Source organism: Anaerotignum lactatifermentans (genome assembly GCF_014982935.1).
GTDB lineage: Bacteria > Bacillota > Clostridia > Lachnospirales > Anaerotignaceae > Anaerotignum > Anaerotignum lactatifermentans.
The window spans coordinates 1-26,788 of sequence record NZ_JADCKK010000034.1 but is presented as its reverse complement, the minus strand read 5'-3'; the positions used below and the strand labels follow the sequence as shown (position 1 = coordinate 26,788).

Sequence of the window (26,788 nt, the reverse complement as noted above, 5' to 3'; positions counted from 1 at the left end):
AAGGGTAGCAGATAATCATACCACCAAGGCTTGAACGAAGTGAAAGCCAGCGTCATTTAGGCGCTGGCTCTTAATAAGCCCTTATAGGGCTAGTGCAAACCACGTCTTTTAGGCGTGGTTATGATTTTTTGGACAGGAAGACGGCAAAAGACAAGGCGTTGACGGTTTTTTAGCGGAATCTGTCTTGTAATTGCGTGGGGAAGATGTTAAGATAGTGGCAAATGTATGAAAAGATAGGAAACTTTGCGCAGGGCGCAGAGCAAGGGAGGATACTATGCATATTGTAATTGTAGGGGACGGTAAGGTCGGCAGTACAGTCGCAGCCCAGCTGTCCACCGAAGGTCATGATATCATCATCATAGACAGCAACGCCACCGCATTGGAAAACGCGGGCAATACCATGGATATTATTTGTGTGGAAGGCAACGGATGCAGTGCGGCGCTGCAAAAAGAAGCAGGGGTGCCGGAAGCGGATCTGCTCATTGCGGCAACTTCCGCCGATGAAGTGAACATGCTGTGCTGCCTCATTGGGAAAAAATTGGGCGCAAGACATACCATTGCTCGTGTCCGTAATCCCGAATACTTTGCTCAGATTAACCTTTTGAAAGAAGAACTGGGGCTGAGTATGGCAGTTAACCCGGAATCAGCGGCAGCACAGGAAATTTCCCGTTTGCTGCGCTTCCCGTCCGCATTGCAGATCGAACCTTTTGCAAGGGGACGTGTGGAACTGGTAGGCTTGAAAGTGCCGGAAAACAGCGTACTGGATGGTATGCCTTTGTGGGCGTTATACAAAGAATTTCAGGTAAAAATCCTGATTTGTGTGGTACAGCGAGAAGATGAAGTCATCATTCCTTCTGGGGATTTTGTGCTCCATAGCGGTGACCGTATCCATATCACAGCGGAACATATTGAGATTGAACGGTTCTTCCGTGTATTGGGGCTGTTCCGTAACCGTGCCCGCACCGTTATGATCATCGGTGGCAGCCGTTTGGCTTATTATCTGGCAAAGGAACTGATTTCCATCAAAGTTCGGGTGAAAATCATCGAACGGGACAAAGCCCGCTGTGAATACCTTTGCGAAATGCTGCCGGAAGCGGTCATCATCAATGCAGACGGTACAGATAAGGAAGTCCTTCAGGAAGAGGGTCTGGAAAAAACAGATGCGTTGGTAACGCTGACTGGTATGGACGAAGAAAACATCATTGTTGGGCTTTACGCCAAGGCAATGAAGGTTGCAAAGGTCATTGTGAAGATCAATAAACTTTCCTTTACGGAAATTCTGGATAAAATGGATATTGATAGCTTTATTTCACCCAAAGCCATTGCGGCAAACAACATTGTCCGCTATGTCCGTGCCATGCAGAACTCTGTGGGCAGCAGCAATGTGGAAACCCTGCACCATCTCATCAATGAGCAGGTAGAAGCGGTGGAATTTAAAGTAAGGGAAAAATCCGGTGTTGTTGGGGTACCGCTGAAAAACCTCAAGACAAAAGAAAACGTACTGGTGGCAACCATCATTCGTGATGGCAAAATTATCATTCCTGGCGGGAATGACACCATTGAGATCGGCGATAACGTTATCATCGTCACAGCAGGACGTCATTTGAGCGATTTGCGGGAAATCCAGCAGAAACTGATAGGGTAGGAAGTATTATGAACTATAAAATGATGGCCTATATCTTAGGCAATATTATGCAGGCAGAAGGCTTGCTTATGTCTATTTCGGCGCTGCTTGCGTTGTATAAAGGGGAAATAAACGAATTACGGGCTTTTCTGATTACCATCATACTGCTTTTGGTCATCGGGACAGCCATGAAGCATTTCGCACCGAAGAATAAAAGAATTTACGGCAGAGAAGGCTTTGTCATTGTTGCTCTTTCCTGGATTGTGATGTCCATTTTCGGTGCAATGCCTTTTTATTTGAGTGGTGCCATTGATGGCATTGTCAATTGTCTTTTTGAAACCGTATCCGGTTTTACCACAACAGGGGCAACGGTTCTTTCGGAAATCGAAGGTCTGCCCATGAGCATATTGTTCTGGCGCAGCTTTACCCACTGGATCGGCGGTATGGGGATTCTGGTATTCGTCCTTGCCATTGTACCTTTGGGGGATGAACGTTCCATGCACCTGATGAAGGCAGAAGCCCCTGGACCAGTTGTCAGCAAGCTGGTACCGAAGATCAAATCCACAGCAAAAATTCTGTATGGCATTTACATCGTATTGACCATATTGGAAATGATTCTGTTGTTTGCAGGCGGTATGCCTCTTTTTGACAGCGTCAACCATGCCCTCTCCACTGCGGGTACTGGTGGTTTCTCCATCAAAAACAGCAGTATCGCTGCTTATAACAGTCCATATTTTGAATATGTGATTACCATTTTCATGTTGCTGTTCAGTATCAACTTCAATATGTTTTACCTGCTTTTGGTGCGGGATTTCAAAGCGGTGTTCAAAAACGAAGAACTGCGGTATTATCTGGTTATTGTGGGGATTTCCACAGCGGTGATTACTGCCAATATCGTTCACCTGTATCCCACACTGGAAAGCGCATTCCGTCATGCGGTGTTCCAGGTAGCAACTATCACCAGTACCACAGGCTTTATTACGGCAAACTACGAAGAATGGCCGGAACTGTCAAAGACCATTCTGGTGGTATTGACCATGCTGGGTGCCTGCGGCGGCTCCACTGGCGGCGGTATCAAGGTTTCCCGTTTTATCATTTTGCTGAAACTGACACTGCGGGAAATTCGGCATATTGTTCATCCACGTTCCGTCAATATCATCAAACTGGAAGGACAGCGTGTCAGTGACGAAACCATTCAAGGCACAACGGGGTATTTCATCACTTATGTGATGCTGCTCTTTGGTTCCTTTATACTGGTTTCCATAGACAATTATGACTTTACTACATCCATCACGGCGGTCATCACCACCTTGGGGAATGTAGGTCCAGGTTTGTCCTTGGTAGGTCCTGTGGAGAATTTCTCTTTGTTCTCGGACTTTTCAAAAATCGTGCTGAGTTTGGACATGCTCTTTGGACGACTGGAAATTTTCCCTATGATTATGCTGTTCTCGCCTTCTATCTGGCGAAAAGCTTAAGCAGAGAAATAAGAAACGGATAAATCTTTGAAGCATCTTCACAAGAAAACAAAGAACGCTGAAATCTTTATGTTATATACAGAAGATTTCAGCGTTTTTATTTTTAGATGATATTTGATATGTTTTCTTAAGGGAAATTTGCTTTGGATTTATCCGTTTTTTTATGTGACTCCATCACGGAAGAAGAAAACGCCATGGTGTATACTGGTTACAGATCAAACAACAGGAGGAAATATCATGGCAAAAAGAAAAGCAAATGTACAAATCAAAGAATGTGTTGCCTGCGGTACCTGCGTGAAGGTCTGTCCAGTGGGCGCTATTTCTGTTTATAAAGGACTTTACGCAGATGTCAGCGCGAAATGTGTGGGCTGTGGCAGATGCGCCGCGGCCTGTCCCGCATCCGTTATTGAAATGCAGGAGGTGACACCATGACAAAGAAGAAAAAATGGTATGACTATTTATGGATTGTTTCCGCGACTTATTTGATTTTAGGATTTTTCAATATTCTCTTTGCATGGATTGGGCTGCTGTGCTTCTTCATCCCGTTGCTCATTGCCATTTTTGGTGGGGATAAAATGTACTGCAATAAATTCTGCGGCAGAGGGCAGCTCTTTGACCTGCTGGGCAACAAGCTGGGACTTTCCCGGAAAAAAGATATTCCCAAATTCCTGCGGAGCAAATGGTTCCGTTATGGATTTTTGATTTTCTTTTTCATCATGTTTTTCAATATGCTTTTCAGCACCTATCTGGTATTCGAAGGCACAAGAGATTTGAAAGAAGTGGTCACACTCCTTTGGACCATCAAACTGCCTTGGAATTGGGCGTATGACGGTACAGCCGTAACACCTTGGGTAGCGCAGTTTGCCTTTGGTTTTTACAGCGTGATGCTCACATCCACCGTCTTGGGACTCATTACCATGATTTTGTATAAACCACGTTCTTGGTGTGTATACTGTCCTATGGGAACCATGACCCAGACCATCTGTAAGGCGAAGCACAGATGCAATGGCGCCTGTGGCATTCCTCAACAAAATGATTCTCCTACAACATAAAAACAGAGCGGTTTTATACCGCTCTGTTTTTCGTTTACAGATAAGACCGCAGTTTCTTTTTGTCCAGAATGCGGATACCGCCCCGGAAGGTTTCCACAATGCCTTCCTCGGCAAAATACTTAATCATACGGGTGACCACTTCTCTGGCGGTGCCCATGTACTTGGCAATCTGTTCTTGTGTCATATGGATTTCATCAGACTTTGTTTTTGCCATTTCGTCTGTCAGGAAGATTGCCAGTCGTTTGTCCATGGCCATGAAAAGGATTTGCTGCATGGCCCACATAACGTCGGAAAAACGGTCTGCTGCCATATGATAGCTGCATGCTTCTACATAGATATTTTCTGTAATCAGCTTATGAAAAGCGGAAGCGCTGACGGTGAGGATTTCTGACTTTTCCACCGTATCCACGGAAACGTCAAAAGTGATGGCGTCCAATACGCAGGAAGCGGAAAGGATGCAGATATCCCCGGGGTAGAGGCGGTAAAGGGTAACTTCCCGCCCATCTTCAGAAAGCAGATATGCCCGCAGCTGCCCAGATTTGATGTAAAGCAGACCAGCGCATTCTTCGATGCCGTTGTGCAGGTTGACCCCTTTGGGATAGGTAGCCAGTGTGGCACTGCGGCAGAGCATGTCTTTCTGATCTTCTGTCAGATGCTCCCAGAAAGAAAAATTTTCTGCAAATATGGTTTCATAGTCTCGTGTCATATTGATTTCACCGCTTTCGGATTGATTATCTTCAGTGTAACAAGCAATTTCTTTTTTTGCAAGAAAAAAGGCTCTCATTATTGAGAGCCTTTTCATGTTCGATGTTTCTGCATCGAGTAAGGGGAGGGGTATGTTCTATGTTTACAAATAATTTGGAAATTAGCTTTTGGGAAGGGGTGCCTGAGGCAACTCGGGGAAATCACCTCAGGCGGGAAGTAAAAGGGGGCGTCCTTTTGACTTCTCCTATAGTATATCGGGAAAATGTGTCCAATTTGTGAATAGAAACTTACAGCTAACTTAAGGAATTTGAAAGAACCTTTTTCGAAAAGCGAAAAAACTGCAAAACATGTGCGAAAATGCTGGAAAAACAACAAAAATTACAGCATGTCAGACAACAAAAAAGGAATTGGCGGATTTTTAAAGTGTGACATACAATTTGCACGGGAATATCCCTTTAAAATGGTAGGGTTTTCTGATAATATGCAAGAAATTTTGGAAAAATGAATATTTTTATTTACATGGCATAAAGATTCTGTTAAGATTCTATATAAGAAAAGATAATGGAACGATAAGAGGAGGAAATGCTTATATGACAGAAGTGCTGCACCATTTGATGAGAGAACTGATTGAATATTCCATCATTTTGCTGGAATTGATTGGCGTACTGGTATTGCTGGCAGGCGCCCTGCGCGCTACCATGAACTATATCAAGGGAGATCCCCATACCCGCGTGAAACTGTGCCGTGCTATGGCTATGGCGCTGGAATTCAAGCTGGGCGGCGAAATCCTGCGGACAGTTATCGTACGTGAGTTTTCTGAAATCGCATTGGTTGGCTGCATCATTGTTTTAAGAGCAGGTTTGTCCTTCCTGATCCACTGGGCAATCCGTACAGAGGAAAAAGACCAGGCGGAAGAAAAGCTGGAAGAATGCAATGTGGAAGTGCTGGACAAGGAAAAACGGGAAAAAGTGGCTCCCCGCTGGCGCTCCATCAAAGAAGTGATTTAAGATACAATTTCCTTCAATCCTAAATAAATAATGCGAAACACAAAAGCACCTGACAGATTTTCTGTCAGGTGCTTTTGCATAATTCGTGATTAAAATTCAAATCCTTGCATTTTATCCAGATATTTTTCTCCAATGAGTTCATCATAAGTCAGATAACGATGGAGTTTCTGGAGTTCTTCATGTTCTTCCGCTGTGGTTCCAGGTGTATAGAGATTGTAATAAGGACTCATAACAGGGCAGGTTTCGTATACATGAAGCAGGAAATTGGTCTGCAGGCAAGCAGGTGCGTTGATGTAATCGCAGAGCAGTGCCGGCAGCAGATAAGGAGAAACCTGCTGGTCTTCCGCACGATAGTCGTTGCCGGTGTCGTAGTTGGCAAACATCACATAAGGTGTGCAGAACATGGTGTATTTTTCTTCGTCTGTCCATTCTGCAGCTTTATCCGCATGGATGGTGCCTGTGGACGTGTAAGGTGTGAAATTATCCCCCAGTGTAGGCAGGTGGTCGCCGTACCAGAGCAGTACTGTGGGTTTTTCTCTCTGCATGATGTAATCATAGAGCATACCCAGTGCCGCATCGGAATCGCTGACACCTTTTGCATAGTTCTGAAGGGAAATCACTTCCTGTTCAGACAGGTTATCCCCGCTGACTTTAATGTCCCAGTCAGAAGAATCAAATTTATCTGTATACAGACTATGGTTTTCCATAGTGATGGCAGTCAGATACAGACCTGTTTCGTGGGGCTGTTCCAGCTGATAAATGATTTCTTCTGCAATGGTCTGGTCAGTGATATAAGGACCGCTGTTCCAATGGAGTTCTGCGTGCATGTCGTTTTCACCCAGAAAATCATCATAGCCCATGAGTGGATAAGCCCGGTCACGTTCATAGAATGTTTTCTGGTAGGTATGAACGCCCAAAGTGTCGTATCCCAGACTTTTGAACAGCTGTGCGTAAGCGAATGTTTTTTCCTTTAAATACTGCTGATAAGGCATATTGCCGGAGGGCAGTGTGCTGGTGGACATGCCGGATTGGATTTCAAATTCCGGTCGGATGGTGCCGCCGCCAAAGGTACAGGATACCATTTCGCCGCTGGGATGTTCTGCCGCAATGGCGCGGTAATTTTTCAGCGGATCATCAGAGAAGGTCACGCCTTCCAGTTTGGTCGGGTCCCAAAAGGCTTCAGACAGTACCACGATGACGTCAGGATTTTCAAAGTCAGAAGTATCTTCTTCCCTAGTGGGAACAAAGGGCGCGAACATCTCTGCCATGACTTCTTCGCTGTAATCCTGAGGCATCAGTGTGTCAACGGTGCCGAAGTTTAAAGCAAAGCCGGTCAAAAAGCCGTAGTTGTCGTAAATATAATCCTGATCGGTTTCTTCGTTGACAACGATACCGAAAAGGGGTTCATAGCATCCCCGCACCGTTGTGTTGGTGACAAATACCACCAGAAGGGCTGCCAGTACCGGAACCCCTACAAAATGCACTTTGCTGCGGATGGGCAGCATGGGGCGGGTCATATGCAGGAACAGCCAGTAAAGGATGGTCACCGCAAAAAGCAGGATATACTGCCATGGGAATGAAATGGAGCCTAAAAACTCCGTAAAGCTGCCTGCGTTCTGTGCCAGTGTCAAATCCCAAGGATAAAAATGATCCTGTAAAATGATGGATTTGAAGTGGTCAATGAGGGGCAGCAGGATAAACAAAAATCCTGTGATGCCTGCGGCTGTGGAAAAGCGGCGGAACAGGAACACAAAAGTGAAGTATACGCCGTAAACCAGAAGCAGCCCCAGCAGAAAGGCGCCTGTCTGTGCTGTGATGAGTGCAGACAGCATGGAACGGGAGCCAAAAGAAATGTAGTTCGCCACGAGGGTCATATAAATAGGAAACACAAGGGTCAGTATCCATAATATGGCTCTGGGCAATGGGGCGGAATGGAAAAATTTCCGCAGTTTTTTCGATTGTTTGGAAAATGTTTTCATTGGGTCAATGCCTTCTTTCTTTTCAATTACCCCGAGGTTTTATTTTATCATGACAATGGCGTATTTTCAACGCTGGCAGGGGAAATGAGAAGAATTTTATTTTCTGTCAGGGGTGATTTCCAGAGGGGTGATGCGGTCTTTTTCTGTAATGGGACGCAGTACACGGCAGGGATTTCCGGCAGCAAGGACTCCTCTTGGAATGTCGTGGGTTACCACACTGCCCGCACCGATGACGCTGCCAGCACCGATGGTGACACCGCCGCAGACAGTAGCGTTGGCACCAATCCAGACGTCATCTTCCAGTGTGATGGGGGCAGAAGTGCCGATGCATTCTCCTCTCTGGGCAGCATCCATGGCATGTCCCGCGCAGGTAAGGCAGACACCGGGACCGATGAAGGCATTTGCGCCGATATGCACAGGAGAAGTATCCAGAATGACGCAGTTGTAATTGATGATGGTCAGACCGTGGGTGTGGATGTGGAAGCCGTAATCACAGCGGAAAGACGGCTCGATAAATGTCAGGGGGTGGCAGGTGCCGAAAAGCTGTTGTAAGATTTCTGCCCGTCTTTCTGTTTCCGTAGGGGAAGTCTGGTTGTATTCCCAGCAAAGGGTTTTTGCTTTTGTTTGTAAGTGGTTGGGCATGTCGGTGTGGCGTGTGCAGTAGCCTTCCGGCAGTCCCATGATTTTCAAAATATCCATATGAGATGTCCTTTCTTTTGTTGAAATCAGATTTCCTAAGGATAAAATGTATCACATTTTCTGGCAGTACGCAATGGAGGAAAAAGGAGAATCTTGCGCGGATATTGCCGGATATGGTACACTGTTTGGAGAGAGAAGGAGGGGATTTTATGAGGGAAACAGGAATCTACATTCATATTCCTTTTTGTGTGCAGAAATGTCTGTACTGCGATTTTCCGTCTTTTGGCGGACAGGAAAAGGAATATGAGCGGTATACAGCGGCTTTGTGCCGAGAAATTGAAGCCAAGAGCCATCTGGCAAAGGATTGGAAAATCAAGACTGTGTTTTTTGGCGGCGGTACGCCTACGGTGCTTTCTGCCCAGCAGATGAAGCGGATTTTGGATACCGTTTTTCAATGTTTCGATGTGGAAGCGGATGCAGAAATCACCACCGAAGCCAATCCTGGTACATTGAGTCTGGAAAAATGTGTTGATTTGCGTCAAATGGGATTCAATCGCCTGAGCATGGGCGTGCAGGCGTGGCAGGATGAACTGCTGGAGAGATTAGGCAGAATCCATACCCGTCAGCAGTTTTTGAAAAACTTTGCCAGCGCCAGAGAAGCAGGTTTTGACAATATTAATGTAGATTTGATGTTTGCCCTGCCGGAACAGACCTTGGGTCAGTGGGAAGAAACCCTTTCGGAAATCACTGCATTGCAGCCGGAGCATATTTCTGCTTACAGCCTCATTATAGAAGAAGGAACACCTTTTTATGATTTGTATGAAAAGGAAGTCTATCAGGAAACGGATGAGGAACTGGACAGAGCTATGTATCACACAGCGGTACAGATTTTGGCGGAGGAAGATTATCATCAGTATGAAATCTCCAATTTTGCCAAAGATGGCAAAGAAAGCCGCCATAACCGCATTTACTGGCAGGATGAGGGGTATCTGGGCTTTGGTCTGGGTGCACATTCCTATTGGGCAGGAAAACGGTTCCACAATCCCTATGATTTGCATACTTATATGGAGCAGGCAGAAAACGGCAATGTTTCCATGGAGGATGTGGAAGAACTTTCTTTGGCAGACCAGTACAGCGAGTTTATGTTCATGGGGCTGCGTTTGACTGAAGGCATTGAGAAAAAACGATTTGCTGAGCGTTTTGGCATGGACATGGAAGATGTTTACGGTGTAGAAGTTGAAAAATGCAAAGAAGAAGGTCTGCTGGAGGAAAAGGACGGATGGCTCCGCCTGACAGAGAGAGGACTGGATTTAAGCAATCAGGTTTTCATGGAATTTCTCAAAGAAGATGCCTGAAAAACCCCAGAAAACCAAAAGAAAATACGAAATATAAAATTCAAAAAAAGTTCATAATTTTTTTCTCATTAGCACTTGACATTGCCGGTGGCAAGTGCTATCTTTATTACATGAGTTAGCACTCATAGCAAGTGAGTGCTAACAAAAGACAAATTTCCATAGAAGTGCGTCCAAATGAAAATGGACAGAAACAGAAATTTACTTCAAAAAAACGGAAATTTACTTCACTATTGAGGAGGCGAAAGGCTATGTCGTTGAACGAGAGAAAAATTCAAATCTTACAGGCGATTATCAATGACTATATCGAAACGGCGGAGCCTGTCGGTTCCAGAACCATCGCCAAAAAATATAATCTGGGCATCAGTTCAGCCACCATTCGTAATGAAATGAGCGATTTGGAAGAAATGGGCTTCATCCTACAGCCCCATGCTTCTTCCGGCAGAATTCCATCAGACATGGGCTACCGTTTATATGTAGACCACCTGATGCAGAAAAAAGAACTGGGACCCGAGGAACAGCGGTATCTGCAAAATGTCATCACCAGAAACGTGGGACAGATTGACTACCTGCTGGAGGAAACGGCAAAGGCTCTTTCCGCACTGACCAATTACACCACCATCATTTCAGAGCCAGTGAGTCAGCGCACACGCATCAAACAGATTCGTCTGCTGCCCCTGGACAGCGTTTCGGTGCTGCTGGTTATTGTAACGGAAGATAATTTCATCAAAAATCATGTGATTCAGATGGGCACGGTTCCTGAGGAAGATAAGATCTTCACCATGGGCATGCGGCTGAATCAGGTGTTGCAGGGATATTCCCTACATGATATAGATGCAAGCGTCATCAACCGTTTGCAGACAGAACTCCATGAATACCGACAGATTCTGCCGCATATCTTATCGGCAATCGAAAGTACCATGCGTTCTGCGGAAAAGGTACAGGTTCACATGAGCGGCACCAAAAACATTCTGGCTTGTCCTGAGTTTTCTGATATCCAGAAAGCCAAGTCCCTGTTTCAGGCATTGGAAGAAAAGGATGTGCTGGTGACCCTCCTGCAGGGCAGTGCCGATACCAATGACATGCAGATTCTCATCGGCAGCGAAAACAGCGTGCAGTGCATGAAGGATTGCAGCGTCATTACGGCAACCTACAAAATGAGCGACGAAACCCGCGGTACCATCGGTATCGTAGGACCCACCCGAATGGATTATTCTCAGGTGGTATCCGTCCTCAACGGTATGGTTACCAATATGGAAAAAGTATTGAAAAATCTGTCGAAAGGCAATAAAAATACCTAGAGAAAAGAGGAGCAGATGTGGAAGATAAGGATTTAAGAGAAGAAAATCTGCAGGAAGAAGCCGCCAAAATGCAGGCGGAAGCAGAAGTGACAGAAGCTGTGGAAGCGGAAGTGGTTGATGAAACCGAAGCGAAAATGGCAGAGCTGGAACAGAAAGCTGCAGATTATCTGGATAAATATCAAAGATGTCTGGCGGAGTTCGATAACTTCAGAAAACGGACTTCCAAAGAAAAAGCAAGCATGTATGACGACGGTGTGAGAGATACCGTGGAAAAACTGCTGGCAGTGGTGGACAATCTGGAACGTGCCGTTGCGGCGCAGGAAGGAAAAGACACCGAAGATGCCTTTTTCAAAGGCGTGCAAATGACTTTGAAGCAGTTCCAGGAAATTCTCCATGGCATGGGTGTTGAGGAAATCAAAGCCCTGGGCGAAAAATTCGACCCCAATTTCCATGCGGCTGTAGCGCATGAAGATGATGATGCTTACGGCGAAAACGAAATCATTCTGGAAATGCTGAAAGGTTATAAATATAAAGATAAAGTCATCCGTCACAGCATGGTGAAGGTGGCAAACTAAAACTGAAATTTTGATTTGACAATTTAGGAGGAAATAGATTATGGGTAAAATTATTGGTATTGACTTAGGTACAACAAACTCTTGTGTAGCAGTAATGGAAGGCGGTCAGCCTGTTGTTATCGTTAACAGCGACGGTGCAAGAACAACTCCTTCCGTAGTTGGTTTTGCGAAAAACGGCGAAAGACTGATTGGTGAAACAGCAAAACGTCAGGCAATCACAAACCCCGACAACACCATCAGCTCCATCAAACGTCACATGGGTGAAAACTATAAAGTAAACATCGAAGGCAAAGCTTATTCTCCTCAGGAAATTTCCGCAATGGTACTGCAGAAACTGAAAGCTGATGCAGAAAGCTATCTGGGCGAAACTGTTTCTGAAGCAGTTATCACAGTTCCCGCATATTTCAACGACGCACAGCGTCAGGCAACAAAAGACGCTGGCCGTATCGCAGGTCTGGATGTAAAACGTATCATCAACGAACCCACATCCGCAGCACTGGCTTATGGTCTGGATAACGAAAGCGAACAGAAAATCATGGTTTACGACCTGGGCGGCGGTACATTCGACGTATCCATCATCGAAATCGGCGGCGGCGTAATCGAAGTACTGTCCACAAACGGTAACACACACCTGGGCGGCGATGACTTCGACCAGAGAATCATCGATTACTTGGTAGCTGAATTCAAGAAAGCAGAAGGCATGGATCTGTCCAAAGACAAAATGGCTATGCAGCGTCTGAAAGAAGCAGCTGAAAAAGCGAAAAAAGAACTGTCTACTGTAACAACAACAAACATCAACCTGCCTTTCATCACAATGAACCAGGATGGTCCGAAACATCTGGATGTCACACTGTCCAGAGCAAAATTCGATGAACTGACAGCTGATCTGGTAGACGGCACAATGGGTCCTGTTCGTCAGGCTCTGTCCGACGCTGGTCTGTCCGCAAGCGAAATCGACAAAGTCCTGCTGGTTGGTGGTTCCACAAGAATCCCCGCTGTACAGGAAGCAGTTAAGAAATATACAGGCAAAGAACCCTTCAAAGGCATCAACCCCGACGAATGTGTAGCAGTAGGTGCTGCAATTCAGGGCGGTAAACTGGCTGGCGATGAAGGCGCAGGCAGCGTTCTGCTGCTGGACGTAACACCTCTGTCCCTGGGTATCGAAACTCTGGGCGGTGTTGCAACAAAACTGATCGACAGAAACACAACCATCCCTACAAACAAAAAACAGATCTTCTCTACAGCAGAAGATAACCAGACAGCCGTTGATATCCACGTTGTACAGGGTGAAAGACCTCTGGCAAGAGATAACAAAACTCTGGGTCAGTTCAAACTGGACGGTATCGCTCCCGCAAGAAGAGGCGTGCCTCAGATTGAAGTTACTTTCGATATCGACGCAAACGGTATTGTAAACGTATCCGCAAAAGACCTGGGTACTGGCAAAGAACAGCACATCACAATCACAGCAGGTTCCAACCTGTCTGAAGAAGAAATCGACAGAGCTGTAAAAGAAGCTGAACAGTTCGCTGAACAGGATAAGAAGAGAAAAGAAGCGATCGATGCGAAAAACGAAGCTGACTCCCTGATCTTCCAGACAGAAAAAGCGCTGGGTGAACTGGAAGGCAAACTGGGCGACGACGAAAAAGCAACAGTAGAAAGCGCTCTGAACAGCCTGAAAGATACTGTAAAAGATATGCAGCCTGAAACAATGACAGAAACAGACGTAGCAAACGTAAAATCCGCTACAGAAGCTCTGACACAGGAATTCTACAAAATCTCTGAAAAACTGTACCAGCAGGCACAGGCAGCTCAGGGCGGCGACGCAGCAAACGGCGGCGATCCAAATGTGGTTGACGGCGAAGGCAAAGAACTGTAAAATAAATAAGATTGCGATATGAAGGCAAGGGTGGGTTTCGTCCCGCCCCTGCTTTTGACGTTTACAGTTTTTTCAGTAAAACAAGGTGGTGAGAAAGTTGGCTAATAAAAGAGATTATTACGAGGTCCTGGGGGTACAGAAGGGTGCATCTGAAGCGGAGCTGAAAAAAGCTTACCGTAAGATGGCAGTCAAATACCATCCTGACCAGAACCCTGGCGATAAAGAAGCAGAAGAAAAATTCAAAGAAGTCAACGAAGCCTATGAAGTGCTGAGCAACCCCGAAAAACGTGCGCAGTATGACCAGTTTGGTCACGCAGCCTTTGAACAGGGCGGCATGGGCGGCGGCGGTTTCTACAGCGGCGGCTTTGAAGGCTTTGATATGGGCGACTTGGGGGACATTTTCGGCAGTATGTTCGGTTTTGGCGGCGGCGGTTCCGCTAGAAGAAATGGCCCCAGACGCGGCAGAGATATCAATGTCAGCATTCAGCTGACTTTTGAAGAAGCCATTTTTGGCTGTACCAAAGAAATTTCCGTACCCATTCTGGACGAATGCGAAACCTGTCATGGTACCGGCGCAAAACCCGGCACCCATGCAGAAAGCTGTTCCAAATGTAACGGTACCGGTCAGGAACGTTTTGTACAGCAGTCCATGTTTGGCGCTGTGACATCCGTTCGTACCTGTTCCGCATGTCATGGTACTGGTAAGATCATCAAAGAACCTTGTACCACATGCCGTGGTACCGGCAGAGTCAAAAAGACAAAGAAATACGAAGTCAAGATTCCTCAGGGCATCGACAACGGTCAGACCATCCGTCTGGGCGGCAAAGGGGAACTGGGCGAAAACGGCGGCGGCTACGGCGATCTGCTGGTAAGCGTTTACGTACAGCCCAACCGTGTCTTTGTTCGTAAAGGCAATGATATTTACTGTGATGTGCCCATCACATTCGTACAGGCAGCACTGGGCGGCGAAATCACCATCAAGACCATTGATGGGGAACAGAAATATACCATCAAACCCGGTACACAGCCTGATACCGTGGTTACCCTGCGCGGCGTAGGGGTACCCAACCTGCGTAACCCGAAGATCAGAGGGAACCAGATCGTCACACTGAAGGTAAAAATCCCTACCAGCATGACAGAACGCCAGAAAGACCTGCTGCGGCAGTTTTACGGTGATGCCCCGGCGGGGGCGGCAAAGCCCGAAACTTCTGCGGCGCCGGAGGAAGAAAAGAAAACTTTCGGTGAGAAGGTCCGGGACTTTTTCGAAAAGGACAAATAAGAATTTTTCCAAAGGGATGCTGATAAACCAGCATCTCTTTGATTTTCAGGCAATGGCATCATACAAAAAATGTTATGCTTGACAAACTGCGAAATAATGCGATAAAATCATAAAAACTCTTTGCACTGCACATACGAAGTGACCTTCGCACATACAGTACAAACTGAGCAGACAGCGGATTTTTCCGTGTGGTCGGGCATTTTTGCAGCGAATGACAGACATTCGTGGGACAGTTTTATGTTCTACGGGTGTCTTTTTTTGTGTAAAATCAGAAGGGGCGGAGAGGTAAACATTAGGAGGGATTTTTTATGACAAATGACTTAGCAAAACAAAATGAGAAAATCGTCATGCGTGTTTCTACCAACAGCATGATCGTCAACATCATCTTATCGGTGTTTAAAGTGGCAGCAGGGTTTATTGCCCATTCCGGCGCCATGATCTCTGACGGTGTCCATTCTGCATCAGACGTGTTCAGCACCATCATCGTTATGGTAGGCTATAAGATGTCCGCAAAAGATTCCGATGAGAACCACCAGTATGGTCATGAACGAATGGAATGTGTTGCAGCTATTTTGCTTGCTATGGTATTGTGTGTGACAGGCTTTGCCATTGGGGCAGGCGGTGTGGAAAAAATCTTCGGTGCAGAAGCAAGTGCACTGGAAGTTCCCGGCAAACTGGCATTGGCAGCGGCCATCCTGTCTATTGTGGTAAAAGAAGGTATGTACCATTACACCAGACATGCGGCAAAACAGGTCAATTCCGGCGCATTGATGGCAGACGCATGGCACCATCGTTCTGATGCCCTGTCTTCTGTGGGCAGTTTGATTGGTATCAGCGGCGCAATGCTGGGATTCCCCATCTGCGACCCCATTGCCAGCGTTGTCATTTCCCTGTTCATCATCAAAGCTTCTTATGATATTTTCAAAGATGCCATTGATAAAATGATGGATACAGCCTGTGATACAGAAACACTGGAAAAAATGAAATCTGTTGTGGAAGCCCAGAATGGCGTTATGGGCATTGACCGCATCCAGACCAGACAGTTTGGCGCAAGAGCTTATGTGGATGTGGAAATTGCCGCAGACGGCAATCTGACTCTGACAGCAGCCCATGCCATTGCAGAAGGCGTTCACGATGCCATTGAGGAGAATTTCCCAGAAGTAAAACATTGTATGGTTCATGTAAATCCAGCAGTGGTCAGATAAGAATAAACCCCCTATTCAATGGATAGGGGGTTGTAGGTGTCGAAAAAGTCGACACCTTTCGTCAAAGGCTCATTTCATTCAAGCTTTTGACGAGTAGACAGAAGTATAAAGCCAAAGTTCCATCGGCTAAAGAGCCTTGAAACTTCGGCTTTTCCTTGTCGGAAGTCAATTCCGACTGCGGATTAAAAAAGGGAAACTCTTCGTTTCCCTTTACCCTTCAGCGGTATCAAAAATTTGAAAAATAGGTTTTTTGACAGTCTGAATCTCCCTATTCTATGGAATCGGGGGGGTGTTATATACAGAAAAAATTTTCATCCATATCAGAAGCCAATAAGTCACGCAGGATAGAAAGCCCTTTTGTCAATTCTTCTTTTGTATCAGGAGAGGAAAGGGCAATCCGCAGGTACTGCTGCACATCGGCTTCTCCTACAAGAAAACGGTGGGAATGACAGACGGAAATGCCGCGCTTCTGTGCCAGATGTTCAAAGTCTGTTTCATGAAATCTTTCTGGCAGAGGCAGCCAGAGGGAGAATCCCAGCGGATTTTTTGCAATTTCCGGGAAAAAGTCTTTGCAGATTTCACTGCGGGCAGCGGCTTCCATGCGCTTTTGCCCTATGATTTTTTTCGCAGTGCCGCTGTAAATCAGTTCTCCTGCGGTTTCGCTGTTCAATGATGGGGTTTTCACGTTGACGTTATAAATGCCCCGCCGGATATCTGCGGCAAACCGTGTGGGAAATGTCAAATAGGCGATACGAAGACCGGAACAGATGGATTTTGACAGACTGCAAATATAACAGGTGTAATCCGGTGCGAAATGGGCAAGAGGCAGGGATGGTTTTTCCAGCAAAAATCCATAAATGTCGTCCTCGATTGCCAAAAGCGCATATTTGCGGATAATGGCAGCAAGGGCTTCCTTTCTGGATTGGCTCATGATGTGCCCGGTGGGATTGTGGTAATTGGGCACCAGATAAATGCCGTTGAGCTGCTGCAAACGACAGTGATTTTCCAGCACATCCGGCAGCATCCCTTCTGCGTCCCCAGAAATAGGTATCAGACGAATCTGCATCATGTTTGCCAGCTCAATAAAATTGGCGTATGTATAATGGTCTGTGGCAATCTTATCGCCAGGGCGGAATAATGTCAAAAGCAGTATGGCAAGGGCGTTTTGGGCGCCGGCAGTGATGGCAATGTTGGATAGAGAAACATCCATGGAAAAATGCTCTAACCATTTTTGAGCAGCGGCTCTTTGGTAAGGGGTTCCCATGGGGTAACTATAATCCAAAAGGGAGGTGCTGCCTCGCTGGAGCACCTGTTCCATGACGGCATAGGTTTCCGTATTGAAAGCGTCTAAGGGCTTGATGATTCCCATTTCGAGGTAGGAAGCTTCTTCTTTTTCATCGGCAATGGCAATGTCAATGGCAGCATTGGGAGATACAAAGGTACCCCGCCCCGTGATGCCGTAAAGGAGCCCTTTTTGGGTGCAGAGCTGAAACGCCCGTGTGATGGTGCTGAGGTTCAAGTCCAGATAGTCTGCCAGTTCTCGCTGAGGAGGCAGTTTGGTGTGGGGCGGCAGTTTGCCTGAAAGGATATCGTCAGCAAGCAAGTCTGCCAATGCGCGGTATTTGGGGGATGTCAGCTGTTCTTTCTCTGGTTTCCATGACATGGGATAATCATCAAATGAGTTGACAGGCATGAAAACACTTCCTTTCAAAATTGTATTGCATACAATGATTCGATTGCATGGTGAATTTTCAGTTATTATAATCAGATTATAGGAAATGTTTTTTCGGAAAACAAGAGAAGGAGGGTTTTTGATGAAATATTTTGTAGTGGATGCCTTTGCGGAGCATGTCTTTGGCGGAAATCCGGCAGGGGTTTGTGTGCTGGAAAAACCCATGGATACAGAATTGATGCAGCGCATTGCAGCGGAAAATAATCTGTCGGAAACGGCTTTTGTATATGGTCGGGAAGCGGGAAAATATGACTTGAAATGGTTTACCCCAAAGGCGGAAATCGACCTTTGTGGGCATGCTACACTGGGCACGGCATATGTGGTGGCAAATTTTGTAGACCCGGAAGTGGAAACCATGACTTTTTCCACATTAAGCGGAGAATTGACCGTTGTGCGGAAGGGTGCATATTTTGAAATGGATTTCCCCAGCCGGATGCCGAAACAGATACCTGTCACACAGGAAATGGAAGCAGTCATTGGTATGCCTATCGCAGGGGCATATCTTTCCAGAGACCTTGTGTTAGAATTGGAAAACGAAAATGCGGTGAAAGACTGTGCGCCGGATTTTGAGAAAATGCTGCACATGGAGCAGGGGCTAGGCTGTGTTGTTACGGCAAAAGGCAGCCAGTGTGATTTTGTATCCAGATGTTTTTTCCCGAAACTGGGTGTAAATGAGGACCCTGTCACAGGATCTGCCCACAGCAGTTTGATTCCTTTCTGGGCAGAACGACTGGGCAAAAAAGAATTGCTGGCAGAGCAGTGGTCGGAACGAGGGGGAAAACTCCTTTGCATAGATGATGGAGAACGGGTGAAGATTGCTGGAAAAGCTGTGTTGTATTTGCAGGGAGAATTGCTGCTGGAAAAGTAACATAAAACACGAAAGCAGTTTTTCCTTTAGACGAATCTTCAAAAAAACTAATGAAAGCTGAAATCCTTATTATACGGAGGATTCCAGCTTTCTTGTTTTTTGCTGAGATTTTATTTGGCATATTTTCTTCTGAGAGCAGCCATCTTAGTTCCTCTTAAGAAATCAAGAAAAGGGAAAGCCCATGATTACTTAAGGAAAAGTATCTTTGAAGCCCAACGTTTGTTTTGGTGTGAAACCATAAAAAAAGACGCCGCATTATGCGGCGTCAAAAAAGAAATTTTATTCAGCAGCTGCTTCTTCAGCGGAGGAGAAGGACTGGCTGTACAGTTCGTTGCCTTCGCCATCGAAGAATGTCAGTACTACGATTACAACATCGTTGGAAACGCTGTCTTTTACTGTTTTTGCAAGTTCGTAATAAGATGTTGCGGATGCTTCTGTGCCTGCTTTCAGAGCTTCTGTCAGTTCAGAACGAGTGTCTTCTGTTGCTACGACGTTGTCGATTGTGAAATCGTAATGCATTTCATCGCCTTCAGCATACAGTTTTACACTGATACCCTGATCTTCATACTGTGCCTGCATAGCATCCAGCATGCTCTGAACTTCTTCACCATCAGCAGCGAAAGATTCTTCCAGAGAAGGCAGGTCGCTGTCAGAAGCGTCAGAGGAAGTTGTTGTTTCTGCAGTTGTGTCAGAAGTTGTTTCTTCCTGTGTAGCGCTGCCACCGCATGCAGCCAAAGATACTGCAACGCACATCATAGTCAGCAAAGCAATAAGACGTTTTTTCATGTTTCATTTTCTCCCTTCTAAAAATAAAGCATTATAGTTGTTTCATTTGGCAAGCCAAATGTTTTGTGGAAAGTTTGATGTCGTTTATATTACATATGAAATATTAAAAGAACACCAAACCAACACAAATCATATTTTAATGAATAAAAACGCGGATTACAATAGAGATTGATACGGTTTTATGTTTCTTACAAAAATAATGATTATGTATTTATATAATTTCTGTAAAATATTGTCAGAAAAATGAAAGAAACTGGGATGAATTTGCAAGGGTGGCAGCAGTTGTGGTAGAATAAAGCATCAAAAAAGTATGATGAGGAAGGAATAATAAGTATGATTCATGTATTATTCATCTGCCACGGCAATATCTGCCGTTCCCCCATGGCAGAATTTTTATTCAGAGATATGGTCATGAAAAAAGGACTGTCCAGAGAAATTTCTGTTGCCTCTGCCGCAACCAGCAGAGAAGAAATCGGAAACCCTGTTCATAGAGGCACGGTGCAGAAACTGGCGCAATACGGCATTTCTACAAAGGGAAAATATGCCCGTCAGGTAACAAAACAGGACTATGCAGATTATGATTATATCATTTGCATGGAAAAATATAATCTGCGGGAGATCAAACGGATTTTACCTACAGACCCGGAAGGAAAAATCTGCTGTCTGCTGGATTTTTCTGATCATCCACGTGATATTGCAGATCCATGGTATACAGGAAACTTTGATGTGACCTATGACGATATTTTAGAGGGCTGTGAAGGGCTGCTGGCACATTTGGAAAAAGAATTGTAAAATCAAAAACCGGAATTTCTGAGTATCACAGGAATTCCGGTCTTTTTATTATATAAGATTTATCGAACAAAATTGGTCCAGACTTTTTCTTCTTTTTCAGGTTCAGGAACACCAGCCTGTTTGCCAGCTTCGATGCATTTCAAAAGCCAAGCCATGTTTCTGCCCAGAATCCGCATGGTCTGCATGCCTTCCAGATCCTGTTTGACTTCTTCGGGGGTATTGCCGTGAACCATGTTCCAGTAGCTGGATGTGACGATGGGCATGCCTTTGATGGCAAAATACTTGTTGATTTCATCAAAAGTTGCTGTTGCACCGGCACGTCTGCAGCTGATGACAGCAGCGCCAACTTTTCCGCTGAAATCTCTGCCGTAAAAAGCTCTGTCCAGGAAAGAAATCAAGGCACCTGCCGCAGAAGCGAAGTGTACGGGTGTACCGAATACAAAGCCGTCTGCATCAGCAGCTTTTTCAAGGAATTCGTTGACACAGTCGTTGCGGAAGCATCTGTCCGTTTTTTTACAGTAGCCGCAGTCGATGCATCCAGCAACAGGATCGTTGCCCAGCCAGAAGATTTCTGTTTCAATGCCGTTTTGTTCCAAAGCGTCTGCGACTTCACGCAGTGCTGTATATGTGCAGCCTTCTTTATGAGGACCGCCGTTTACCAATATCACTTTCATGGAAAAATCCCTCCTTAATTGTGTTTTGCATGTTATTCATTATAGCACGATTTCACGGGAACACAATAAGTTCCATGAAAGGAAGGATTATGACTTTATGCAAAACGGCGGAGTTTTAATATGGTCAAGTTGAATTCACCATCTGTGGCGTTGGCAGAACCGGAATAGTAGAAGGAAAGTGTGGTGGCTGCGGGGGCATATAGTATCAAATATGCAGAACCGCAGGCGGTGGAGCCATTGGTAGCAGTGGCAAAATAAACGCCTGTTTCCAAATGGGAGGTTCCGTTATAAAAGGGCGTAATCTGTAGATAGTTGGCAGTGGAAAACAGCGCGGATATTTTGTAGGAAATCAGGTAATATCCGGGTGCGAGAGAAATTTGCTCCAGGCTGGTCTGCGTGATGTTTCCGGTGGGATCCTGCACATCAGGAAAAAAGGAGAGCTGCGTACCGCGGACAAGGGGAAATTGGGTGTTGATATAAGATGCAAAAATATCATCGGGAATAGGACCGGTAGGACCAGTTGCGCCTGTAGCGCCTGTTGCACCGGTGGGACCGATTTCACCCGTAGGACCAGTTGCGCCAGCTGCCCCTGTCGCGCCTGTCGCGCCCGCAGCCCCCGTTGTACCTGTTGCCCCTGTTTCACCCGTAGCCCCTGCGGGACCAGCTTCACCGGTAGGACCTGTTGCACCAGTTGCTCCAACTTCTCCTACAGGACCTACAGCGCCAGTGGGACCCGTAGGACCGGTTATGCCTATTGTACCGGTAGCTCCCGTTGTTCCAGTGGGACCTGTGGGACCGGTTATGCCCGTGGGACCAGTTACGCCGATAGGTCCAGTTATACCAGTTGTACCAGTAGGCCCCGTTGCGCCGGTAGCCCCCGTGGCTCCAGTAGGACCGATTTCACCCGTTGGTCCAGTAGGACCCGTGATCCCGGTAGCCCCTGTTGCCCCCGTAGGTCCTGTTTCACCTGTGTCACCAGAAATACCTGTTGGTCCAGAATCCCCTGTGGGACCCGTTTCGCCAGTAGCACCTGTTTCACCAGTAGCGCCTGTTTCGCCAGTTGGACACATACAGCAAATTTGTACACAGCAGGGAGGCGGAAAGGGACCTCTCCAGCAGCAATGATAAAAAAAGGACACGATGACTCCCCGCTTTCATTTTGTCAGTTATAGTATCCTATTCAGAAAGTGGCTGCTGGTGCCTGGTTTATTTGAAGTTTAAAAAAGCTGAATCAGTCAATTTCTCTTAAGAAAACATACCAAATGAAAAAAGCTGGAATCCTTTGCATGGTAAGGAATCCAGCTTTCTTCGTTTTCTTATTTTAGCTGCAAATTTTTATAAGCCCAAAGCCTTGGCTGTGGTGCAGATAAAATCCTGTACATTGGTGACGATGCCTCTTGCGGACAGACTGCCTCTGTCAGCCAGTTTATTAACGGCAAATTCGGAAATATCTACACAATAGAAATAAATCTGCCGCACAGTACCATCTGCCATAACCCGATAAGAGGGAGTCATATTCCCTGTGGCAATGGTGTGGAGCATGGTTGCCATGCAAATGACAGTGGTGGCGCTGCGAATCTGGTCACGCATGGCATTCTGGGCTTCATATACATTGCCGAAAACAGGCGGCAGGGGACCGTCGTCCCGGATGGAGCCTGCAAGGACATAAGGCACATGATATTTTTCGCAGTTGTAAATGATGCCGTTATCAATGTGCTCTTTTTCCAGAAAAGCGGGAATGCTTCCGTGGAAACGTACCCGATTGATGGTATCCAGATGGTTGTAATGTCCGTTTGGCTGGTTTTTCTGGGTGTAGATGTTCTGTCCCAAGGCAGTGTTCAGATATGCACCTTCCAGGTCGTGGGTGGCAAGGGCATTGCCTGCCATGAGGGCATGAACATATCCCCCTGCAATCATTTTGGAAAAAGCGTCCCTTGCGTCTTTGTCAAAGGTGAAAGCGGGACCAAGCACCCAGACGATTTTCCCATGGTCACGGTCATGACGGAGGATTTCGTATAGTTCATTATAATCTTTGGAAAAAGCTGTTTCCCGGGAACGTCCCTGACGGAAAGCAAAAACTTCCTGCAATTCCCTTTCTTCGGAAAAGCCGTTAGCATGAACATAAATGCCCTGAGAACCGTCCTCTGTGCGTCCGATGGCAATGAGGTCGCCTTTTTTCAGCAGACGGAATTCACGCACAATGATTTTTCCATTTTCATAAACAGCGACACAGTCCATGCGGCTTTCTTCCGCTAGCAGCCACGTGCCGTTGACTTTGAAATATTCCGGGAAAATGCTCATGGCGTGATACTGTTCCGGTGCCACGCCGTCAAAGGGTGTAGGTTGGAAACAGACATCCGGCGCGTCAGCCAGAAAAGGCTGTGTGAAATCCGGCGGTGTATAGGGGCGCAGTGAAAAACTCATATCAATTCTCCTTTATATAGATTTTGAACGATGGATGGAAAAAAGCAGATAAGATTTGCCCATGCGGTCTAATGTTTCCGCTTCCTGTGCCATGCCGATGGCTTTGGCAACGGAAAGAGAAGGATAATTGTCAGAAGCGATGGCTGCATAGACAACAGGTTCTTTGCGGACAGAAAAGGCAAACTGCACACAGGCGGCAGCGGCTTCTTTGGCATAGCCGTTCTTGCGCTGGGAAGGTGTGATGCCGTAGCCAATTTCCCAGAGCATCCGTCTGCCAAAACGCTGGAATGTCAGTCCAGCCTGACCAATGAGGGTATCGTCATCCTTTCGGCAGACACCCCAGATGCCAAAGTTCTGCCGGTAACGCTGCTGCTGTCTGGTGAGCCAGTTTTGCAGTTCTGATTGCGAAAACTGACGTTCATAAAAATTTCGTTGTCCGTTCATCATTTCCAGCAGTTGGGGCAGGTCTGCTTCTGTTAATTCCCGCAGATACAGACGGGGTGTTTCCCAAATCATGCCTTTGTTTCCTCGAAAAAGCGGCTGTAAAGGTCTTCTTTTCGGTCTGCTTTCAGGGGGAATTCTGCCCGATATGCTTCTGCTTCTTTGGGGTCGATTTCCACCACAGCCAGTTCATTTTCCCCTGTCAGATGGGCTAAAATTTCCCCTGTGGGAGAGATGAGCATGCTGTCACCAGTGTAAGTGAGGGTGCGGTCTTTGCCGCTGCGGTTGACACCTACGATGAAGCTCTGGTTTTCAATGGCGCGTGCCTGCAGGAGTGTTTTCCAGTGACCCACACGGGCAACGGGCCAGTTGGCAATGACGGTCATAACAAGGCTCTTTTTGGAAGCAGCCTGAAAGATTTCCGGGAAACGCAGGTCATAGCATACAAAAGGGGAAAGAGGTACGCCGTCCACCTGACAGAATGTCAGCGCATCGCCGCCGCTGTAATACTTGGCTTCCGCACCATAGGAGAAGGGGTGGATTTTGGCATAATCCGCCAGAATATGACCGTTTTTGTCCATGACAATGCTGCGATTCCGCGCCGTTCCATCCTCTAAAAAGATTACGCCGAAAACAACAGCCATCTGAAATTTTTTTGCCACATCCTGAAAGAAAATAATGGTTTTGCTGTTTTCCTTTAATTCTCCATAGGTAGCAGGGGACATGGTGAAGCCTGTCAGTGTCATTTCCGGAAAGACAATGAGGTCAGCCTCTTTTGCTGCGGCTTTTTCCATGAGCTCCACACAGGTTTTCATGGCAAAACCCTTATCCTCAAAACCCATATCCAGCTGTGCCAATGCGATTTTCATACACAAAAACCTCCTTCGTTATTCCCAGTTTTTCCATACGTCCGGGCAGTAACCCAGTGTAAATTCCTTTCCGTTGCGGACGATGGGTGTCCGAAAAAGGGCAGGATTTTCAAAGAGGGTGCCTTCCCGTTTTTTCTCGTCGATATAATCCATATATAAATCTTTGTATGCCTTTGCTTTGCGGTCAATCATGTCTTCCACGTCGATGCATCGCTTTGCAGATTCAAATACGCTTTTGCTCATGCCGAAACGGTGGATGTCAATGGACTGAAAAGGGATTTTCCGTTCCTTGAAATACCGTTCCGCTTTCTTGGTGTCGAAACATTTTTTTGCGCCGTAAATCTGAATATTCATATAAAACTCCTTTCCTGGGGGCATCTTCGGGAAAAATATTGTGAGAAATATTTTTCTGAAGATAGCCGTTGCAGCTCCTTTTCAGAAAGAAAAAATAAAGGGTAAGCTGCTTTGGGGTTTGCTGATTTTATTTTACTCCTTTGGTGCAAAAGACACAAGACAAGGGGGAAGGATTATGGTATACTTTGAGAAACAGGAAAAGGAGCGGATTGAGATGAAAATGATTTCATGGAACGTCAATGGTCTGCGGGCAGCCGTAGGCAAAGGCTTTTTGGATTATTTCAAAGAAGCGGACGCAGACATTTTTTCCATACAGGAAACAAAATTGCAGGAAGGGCAGATTGACCTGCCCACAGAAGGCTATCACCAGTACTGGAATTATGCGGAAAAAAAAGGCTATTCCGGCGTGGCAGTATTTACCAAACAGGAACCCATTTCCGTTTCTTATGGTTTGGGCATTGAGGAGCATGACAAAGAGGGGCGTGTTATTACACTGGAATTTGAGAACTTCTATCATGTGACCGTTTATACTCCTAATTCCCAGCAGGAAAACGCCCGTCTGGATTACCGCATGACTTGGGATGATGCTTTCCGGGCATATTTACAGGAATTGGACAAAAAGAAACCTGTCATCGTCTGCGGCGACCTCAATGTGGCACATACGGAAATTGACCTGAAAAATCCTTCCACCAACCGCAGAAACGCAGGCTTTACAGACGAAGAAAGAGGGAAATTTACAGAACTGCTGGAAGCGGGCTTTGTGGATACCTTCCGTCATTTTTACCCTGATGTAACAGGGGCATATTCCTGGTGGAGTTATCGTTTTAACGCCAGAAAGAATAATGCCGGATGGCGTATCGACTATTATGTGGTTTCCGAGCGTCTGCGGGATGCTTTGCAGGACGCGAAAATCCACAGCGACATCATGGGGTCTGACCACTGCCCTGTGGAATTGGATATTGCTTTGTAAGATGAAAAAATCTTTCATTGGATACGGAGGCGCATGGGTTATGTTGCATATTGGATGGAGACAGATCTATGAAGGGTATGATATGGTTCTGGTAGGAAAAATCAAGGAGGCACTGGAAGGAGAAAACATCGATTATAAGGTGGAAGCAGATAATCCTGCACGGAGCAGAATGTCCAGAGATGTATTGTTTGGGGGAGATCCTATGGTGCTCAATGGTGTCGGTGCAAGAGCAATGACACAATACAGCATTTATGTGCGCAAAGATCAGGAGGAATATGCCATCCATGTGATACAGACCATGAAGCGGGATTGAACTTGGTTTTATAAAGAAAAATAAGCCGAAACTTCTTTGGGGGCATCTTCATAAGAAAACAAAGAAAGCCAAAGTCCTTATGATTACAAAGGATTTTGGCTTTCTTATTTTGTTCGGATTTTATTTGTTATGTTTTCTTATGAAGGCAGCCGTCGCAATTCCCCTTAAGAAATCAAGGAAAATCAATGTTTTCTTAAGGGGAAGTTGCTTTGAAGTTTCGGCGAGGGTATGAAGAAAAGTCTGTAAATAAGATTCTTCTATGATAAGACTGGGTGGAATGCTTTGAAATGAAGCACTCCACCTTTGTTTTATATATACCATCCAAAAGATGGCATGTTAATAACAGGCGGCTTTTCCGCCTGTTTTAATCAATCTGTTCTTTTTATTCTGGAAGCCGTCCTTCATACATAATACTTAATTCTCCGTAGACCTGACCCCAGTTCCGGATGGTGGTTGTCCATTTTTTTGTGGCTTCAAAGGTAGCCAGATACAGGGC

26 protein-coding genes and 1 riboswitch are annotated in these 26,788 nt (G+C 46.0%); of the genes, 15 read left to right on the top strand and 11 right to left on the bottom strand.

Features of this window, described 5'->3' with window-relative positions; translation table 11 throughout:
• Positions 1 to 274 precede the first annotated feature (274 nt).
• From trkA to INF29_RS09345, 4 genes are all read left to right on the top strand, one after another.
• The gene (gene trkA, locus INF29_RS09360; protein WP_072853808.1) at positions 275 to 1,645 is read left to right on the top strand and encodes a Trk system potassium transporter TrkA; all 1,371 of its coding nucleotides are present in this window, start codon (positions 275 to 277) and stop codon (positions 1,643 to 1,645) included.
• Between the two features lie 8 nt (positions 1,646 to 1,653).
• On the top strand, positions 1,654 to 3,099 hold the full coding sequence (locus INF29_RS09355; protein ID WP_072853810.1) for a TrkH family potassium uptake protein: 1,446 nt from the start codon (positions 1,654 to 1,656) through the stop codon (positions 3,097 to 3,099).
• 237 nt (positions 3,100 to 3,336) lie between these two features.
• A complete protein-coding gene (locus INF29_RS09350) occupies positions 3,337 to 3,531 on the top strand; it encodes a 4Fe-4S dicluster domain-containing protein (RefSeq protein ID WP_191344629.1) in 195 nt (64 codons plus the stop codon).
• Positions 3,528 to 4,151 carry a 4Fe-4S binding protein gene (locus tag INF29_RS09345; protein WP_193486198.1) on the top strand — a complete coding sequence of 208 codons (624 nt, stop codon included), beginning with the start codon at positions 3,528 to 3,530 and terminating at the stop codon, positions 4,149 to 4,151. Before INF29_RS09350 ends, INF29_RS09345 begins: the two co-directional genes overlap by 4 nt.
• Positions 4,152 to 4,185: 34 nt before the next feature.
• On the opposite strand, the gene INF29_RS09340 is transcribed toward INF29_RS09345, so the two are convergent.
• Entirely contained in the window at positions 4,186 to 4,857 is a 672-nt protein-coding gene (locus INF29_RS09340; protein WP_193486196.1) for a Crp/Fnr family transcriptional regulator, read from the bottom strand.
• A 589-nt stretch (positions 4,858 to 5,446) separates the two neighbouring features.
• Between INF29_RS09340 and INF29_RS09335 the strand changes: the two genes are divergently transcribed.
• Entirely contained in the window at positions 5,447 to 5,863 is a 417-nt protein-coding gene (locus INF29_RS09335) for a DUF1622 domain-containing protein (protein WP_193486193.1), read from the top strand.
• Positions 5,864 to 5,952: 89 nt separating this feature from the next.
• On the opposite strand, the gene INF29_RS09330 is transcribed toward INF29_RS09335, so the two are convergent.
• Both INF29_RS09330 and INF29_RS09325 read right to left on the bottom strand, forming a co-directional pair.
• Positions 5,953 to 7,842: an LTA synthase family protein gene (locus INF29_RS09330; protein ID WP_193486190.1), complete on the bottom strand. Its 1,890-nt coding sequence runs from the start codon at positions 7,840 to 7,842 to the stop codon at positions 5,953 to 5,955.
• A 96-nt stretch (positions 7,843 to 7,938) separates the two neighbouring features.
• Positions 7,939 to 8,541, bottom strand: coding sequence for a sugar O-acetyltransferase (locus INF29_RS09325; protein ID WP_193486187.1), 603 nt, complete (start codon positions 8,539 to 8,541; stop codon positions 7,939 to 7,941).
• Positions 8,542 to 8,690: 149 nt separating this feature from the next.
• Between INF29_RS09325 and hemW the strand changes: the two genes are divergently transcribed.
• The 6 genes from hemW to INF29_RS09295 all read left to right on the top strand — a co-directional run bounded on the left by hemW (position 8,691) and on the right by INF29_RS09295 (position 16,069).
• The gene (gene hemW, locus INF29_RS09320) at positions 8,691 to 9,836 is read left to right on the top strand and encodes a radical SAM family heme chaperone HemW (RefSeq protein WP_193486184.1); all 1,146 of its coding nucleotides are present in this window, start codon (positions 8,691 to 8,693) and stop codon (positions 9,834 to 9,836) included.
• Between the two features lie 248 nt (positions 9,837 to 10,084).
• On the top strand, positions 10,085 to 11,134 hold the full coding sequence (gene hrcA / locus INF29_RS09315; protein WP_087988663.1) for a heat-inducible transcriptional repressor HrcA: 1,050 nt from the start codon (positions 10,085 to 10,087) through the stop codon (positions 11,132 to 11,134).
• A 17-nt stretch (positions 11,135 to 11,151) separates the two neighbouring features.
• A complete protein-coding gene (gene grpE / locus INF29_RS09310) occupies positions 11,152 to 11,709 on the top strand; it encodes a nucleotide exchange factor GrpE (protein WP_072850145.1) in 558 nt (185 codons plus the stop codon).
• 40 nt (positions 11,710 to 11,749) lie between these two features.
• On the top strand, positions 11,750 to 13,585 hold the full coding sequence (gene dnaK, locus INF29_RS09305) for a molecular chaperone DnaK (protein WP_087988665.1): 1,836 nt from the start codon (positions 11,750 to 11,752) through the stop codon (positions 13,583 to 13,585).
• A gap of 97 nt (positions 13,586 to 13,682) precedes the next feature.
• The gene (gene dnaJ, locus INF29_RS09300; protein WP_072850149.1) at positions 13,683 to 14,864 is read left to right on the top strand and encodes a molecular chaperone DnaJ; all 1,182 of its coding nucleotides are present in this window, start codon (positions 13,683 to 13,685) and stop codon (positions 14,862 to 14,864) included.
• A 153-nt stretch (positions 14,865 to 15,017) separates the two neighbouring features.
• Positions 15,018 to 15,099, top strand: a riboswitch (NiCo riboswitch).
• Between the two features lie 73 nt (positions 15,100 to 15,172).
• Positions 15,173 to 16,069 carry a cation diffusion facilitator family transporter gene (locus tag INF29_RS09295; RefSeq protein ID WP_072850152.1) on the top strand — a complete coding sequence of 299 codons (897 nt, stop codon included), beginning with the start codon at positions 15,173 to 15,175 and terminating at the stop codon, positions 16,067 to 16,069.
• A gap of 292 nt (positions 16,070 to 16,361) precedes the next feature.
• Here the strand turns inward: INF29_RS09295 and INF29_RS09290 are convergent, their stop codons facing one another.
• Complete coding sequence (locus tag INF29_RS09290; RefSeq protein WP_193486181.1) at positions 16,362 to 17,762, bottom strand: aminotransferase-like domain-containing protein; 1,401 nt, start codon at positions 17,760 to 17,762, stop codon at positions 16,362 to 16,364.
• A 121-nt stretch (positions 17,763 to 17,883) separates the two neighbouring features.
• On the opposite strand from INF29_RS09290, the gene INF29_RS09285 reads away from it, so the two are divergent.
• Positions 17,884 to 18,669, top strand: coding sequence for a PhzF family phenazine biosynthesis protein (locus INF29_RS09285; protein WP_193486178.1), 786 nt, complete (start codon positions 17,884 to 17,886; stop codon positions 18,667 to 18,669).
• 279 nt (positions 18,670 to 18,948) lie between these two features.
• Here the strand turns inward: INF29_RS09285 and INF29_RS09280 are convergent, their stop codons facing one another.
• On the bottom strand, positions 18,949 to 19,455 hold the full coding sequence (locus INF29_RS09280; protein ID WP_087988668.1) for a DUF4854 domain-containing protein: 507 nt from the start codon (positions 19,453 to 19,455) through the stop codon (positions 18,949 to 18,951).
• A gap of 333 nt (positions 19,456 to 19,788) precedes the next feature.
• Between INF29_RS09280 and INF29_RS09275 the strand changes: the two genes are divergently transcribed.
• Entirely contained in the window at positions 19,789 to 20,247 is a 459-nt protein-coding gene (locus tag INF29_RS09275; RefSeq protein WP_072850160.1) for a low molecular weight protein-tyrosine-phosphatase, read from the top strand.
• 59 nt (positions 20,248 to 20,306) lie between these two features.
• Here INF29_RS09275 and INF29_RS09270 read toward each other — a convergent pair whose 3' ends face one another.
• The 6 genes from INF29_RS09270 to INF29_RS09245 form a co-directional block, all read right to left on the bottom strand.
• Positions 20,307 to 20,921 (bottom strand): flavodoxin family protein, encoded by a 615-nt coding sequence (locus INF29_RS09270; RefSeq protein ID WP_193486175.1) that lies wholly within the window; start codon positions 20,919 to 20,921, stop codon positions 20,307 to 20,309.
• Positions 20,922 to 21,016: 95 nt separating this feature from the next.
• Positions 21,017 to 22,060, bottom strand: a complete 1,044-nt coding sequence (locus INF29_RS15075) for a collagen-like domain-containing protein (protein ID WP_330608317.1) — start codon at positions 22,058 to 22,060, stop codon at positions 21,017 to 21,019.
• A gap of 196 nt (positions 22,061 to 22,256) precedes the next feature.
• Positions 22,257 to 23,345 carry a putative NPN-dependent ornithine cyclodeaminase gene (locus INF29_RS09260; protein WP_193486173.1) on the bottom strand — a complete coding sequence of 363 codons (1,089 nt, stop codon included), beginning with the start codon at positions 23,343 to 23,345 and terminating at the stop codon, positions 22,257 to 22,259.
• Between the two features lie 12 nt (positions 23,346 to 23,357).
• Positions 23,358 to 23,861, bottom strand: coding sequence for a GNAT family N-acetyltransferase (locus tag INF29_RS09255; protein WP_072850166.1), 504 nt, complete (start codon positions 23,859 to 23,861; stop codon positions 23,358 to 23,360).
• Positions 23,858 to 24,655 (bottom strand): carbon-nitrogen family hydrolase, encoded by a 798-nt coding sequence (locus INF29_RS09250; RefSeq protein WP_193486170.1) that lies wholly within the window; start codon positions 24,653 to 24,655, stop codon positions 23,858 to 23,860. Before INF29_RS09250 ends, INF29_RS09255 begins: the two co-directional genes overlap by 4 nt.
• 18 nt (positions 24,656 to 24,673) lie before the next feature.
• On the bottom strand, positions 24,674 to 25,009 hold the full coding sequence (locus INF29_RS09245) for an arsenate reductase family protein (protein ID WP_022364314.1): 336 nt from the start codon (positions 25,007 to 25,009) through the stop codon (positions 24,674 to 24,676).
• Between the two features lie 214 nt (positions 25,010 to 25,223).
• Here INF29_RS09245 and INF29_RS09240 point away from each other — a divergent pair, with 214 nt between their 5' ends.
• Together INF29_RS09240 and INF29_RS09235 are read left to right on the top strand one after the other, a co-directional pair.
• Positions 25,224 to 25,979, top strand: a complete 756-nt coding sequence (locus tag INF29_RS09240) for an exodeoxyribonuclease III (RefSeq protein WP_193486201.1) — start codon at positions 25,224 to 25,226, stop codon at positions 25,977 to 25,979.
• Between the two features lie 40 nt (positions 25,980 to 26,019).
• A complete protein-coding gene (locus INF29_RS09235) occupies positions 26,020 to 26,292 on the top strand; it encodes a hypothetical protein (protein WP_087988674.1) in 273 nt (90 codons plus the stop codon).
• The last annotated feature ends 496 nt before the right edge of the window (positions 26,293 to 26,788 follow it).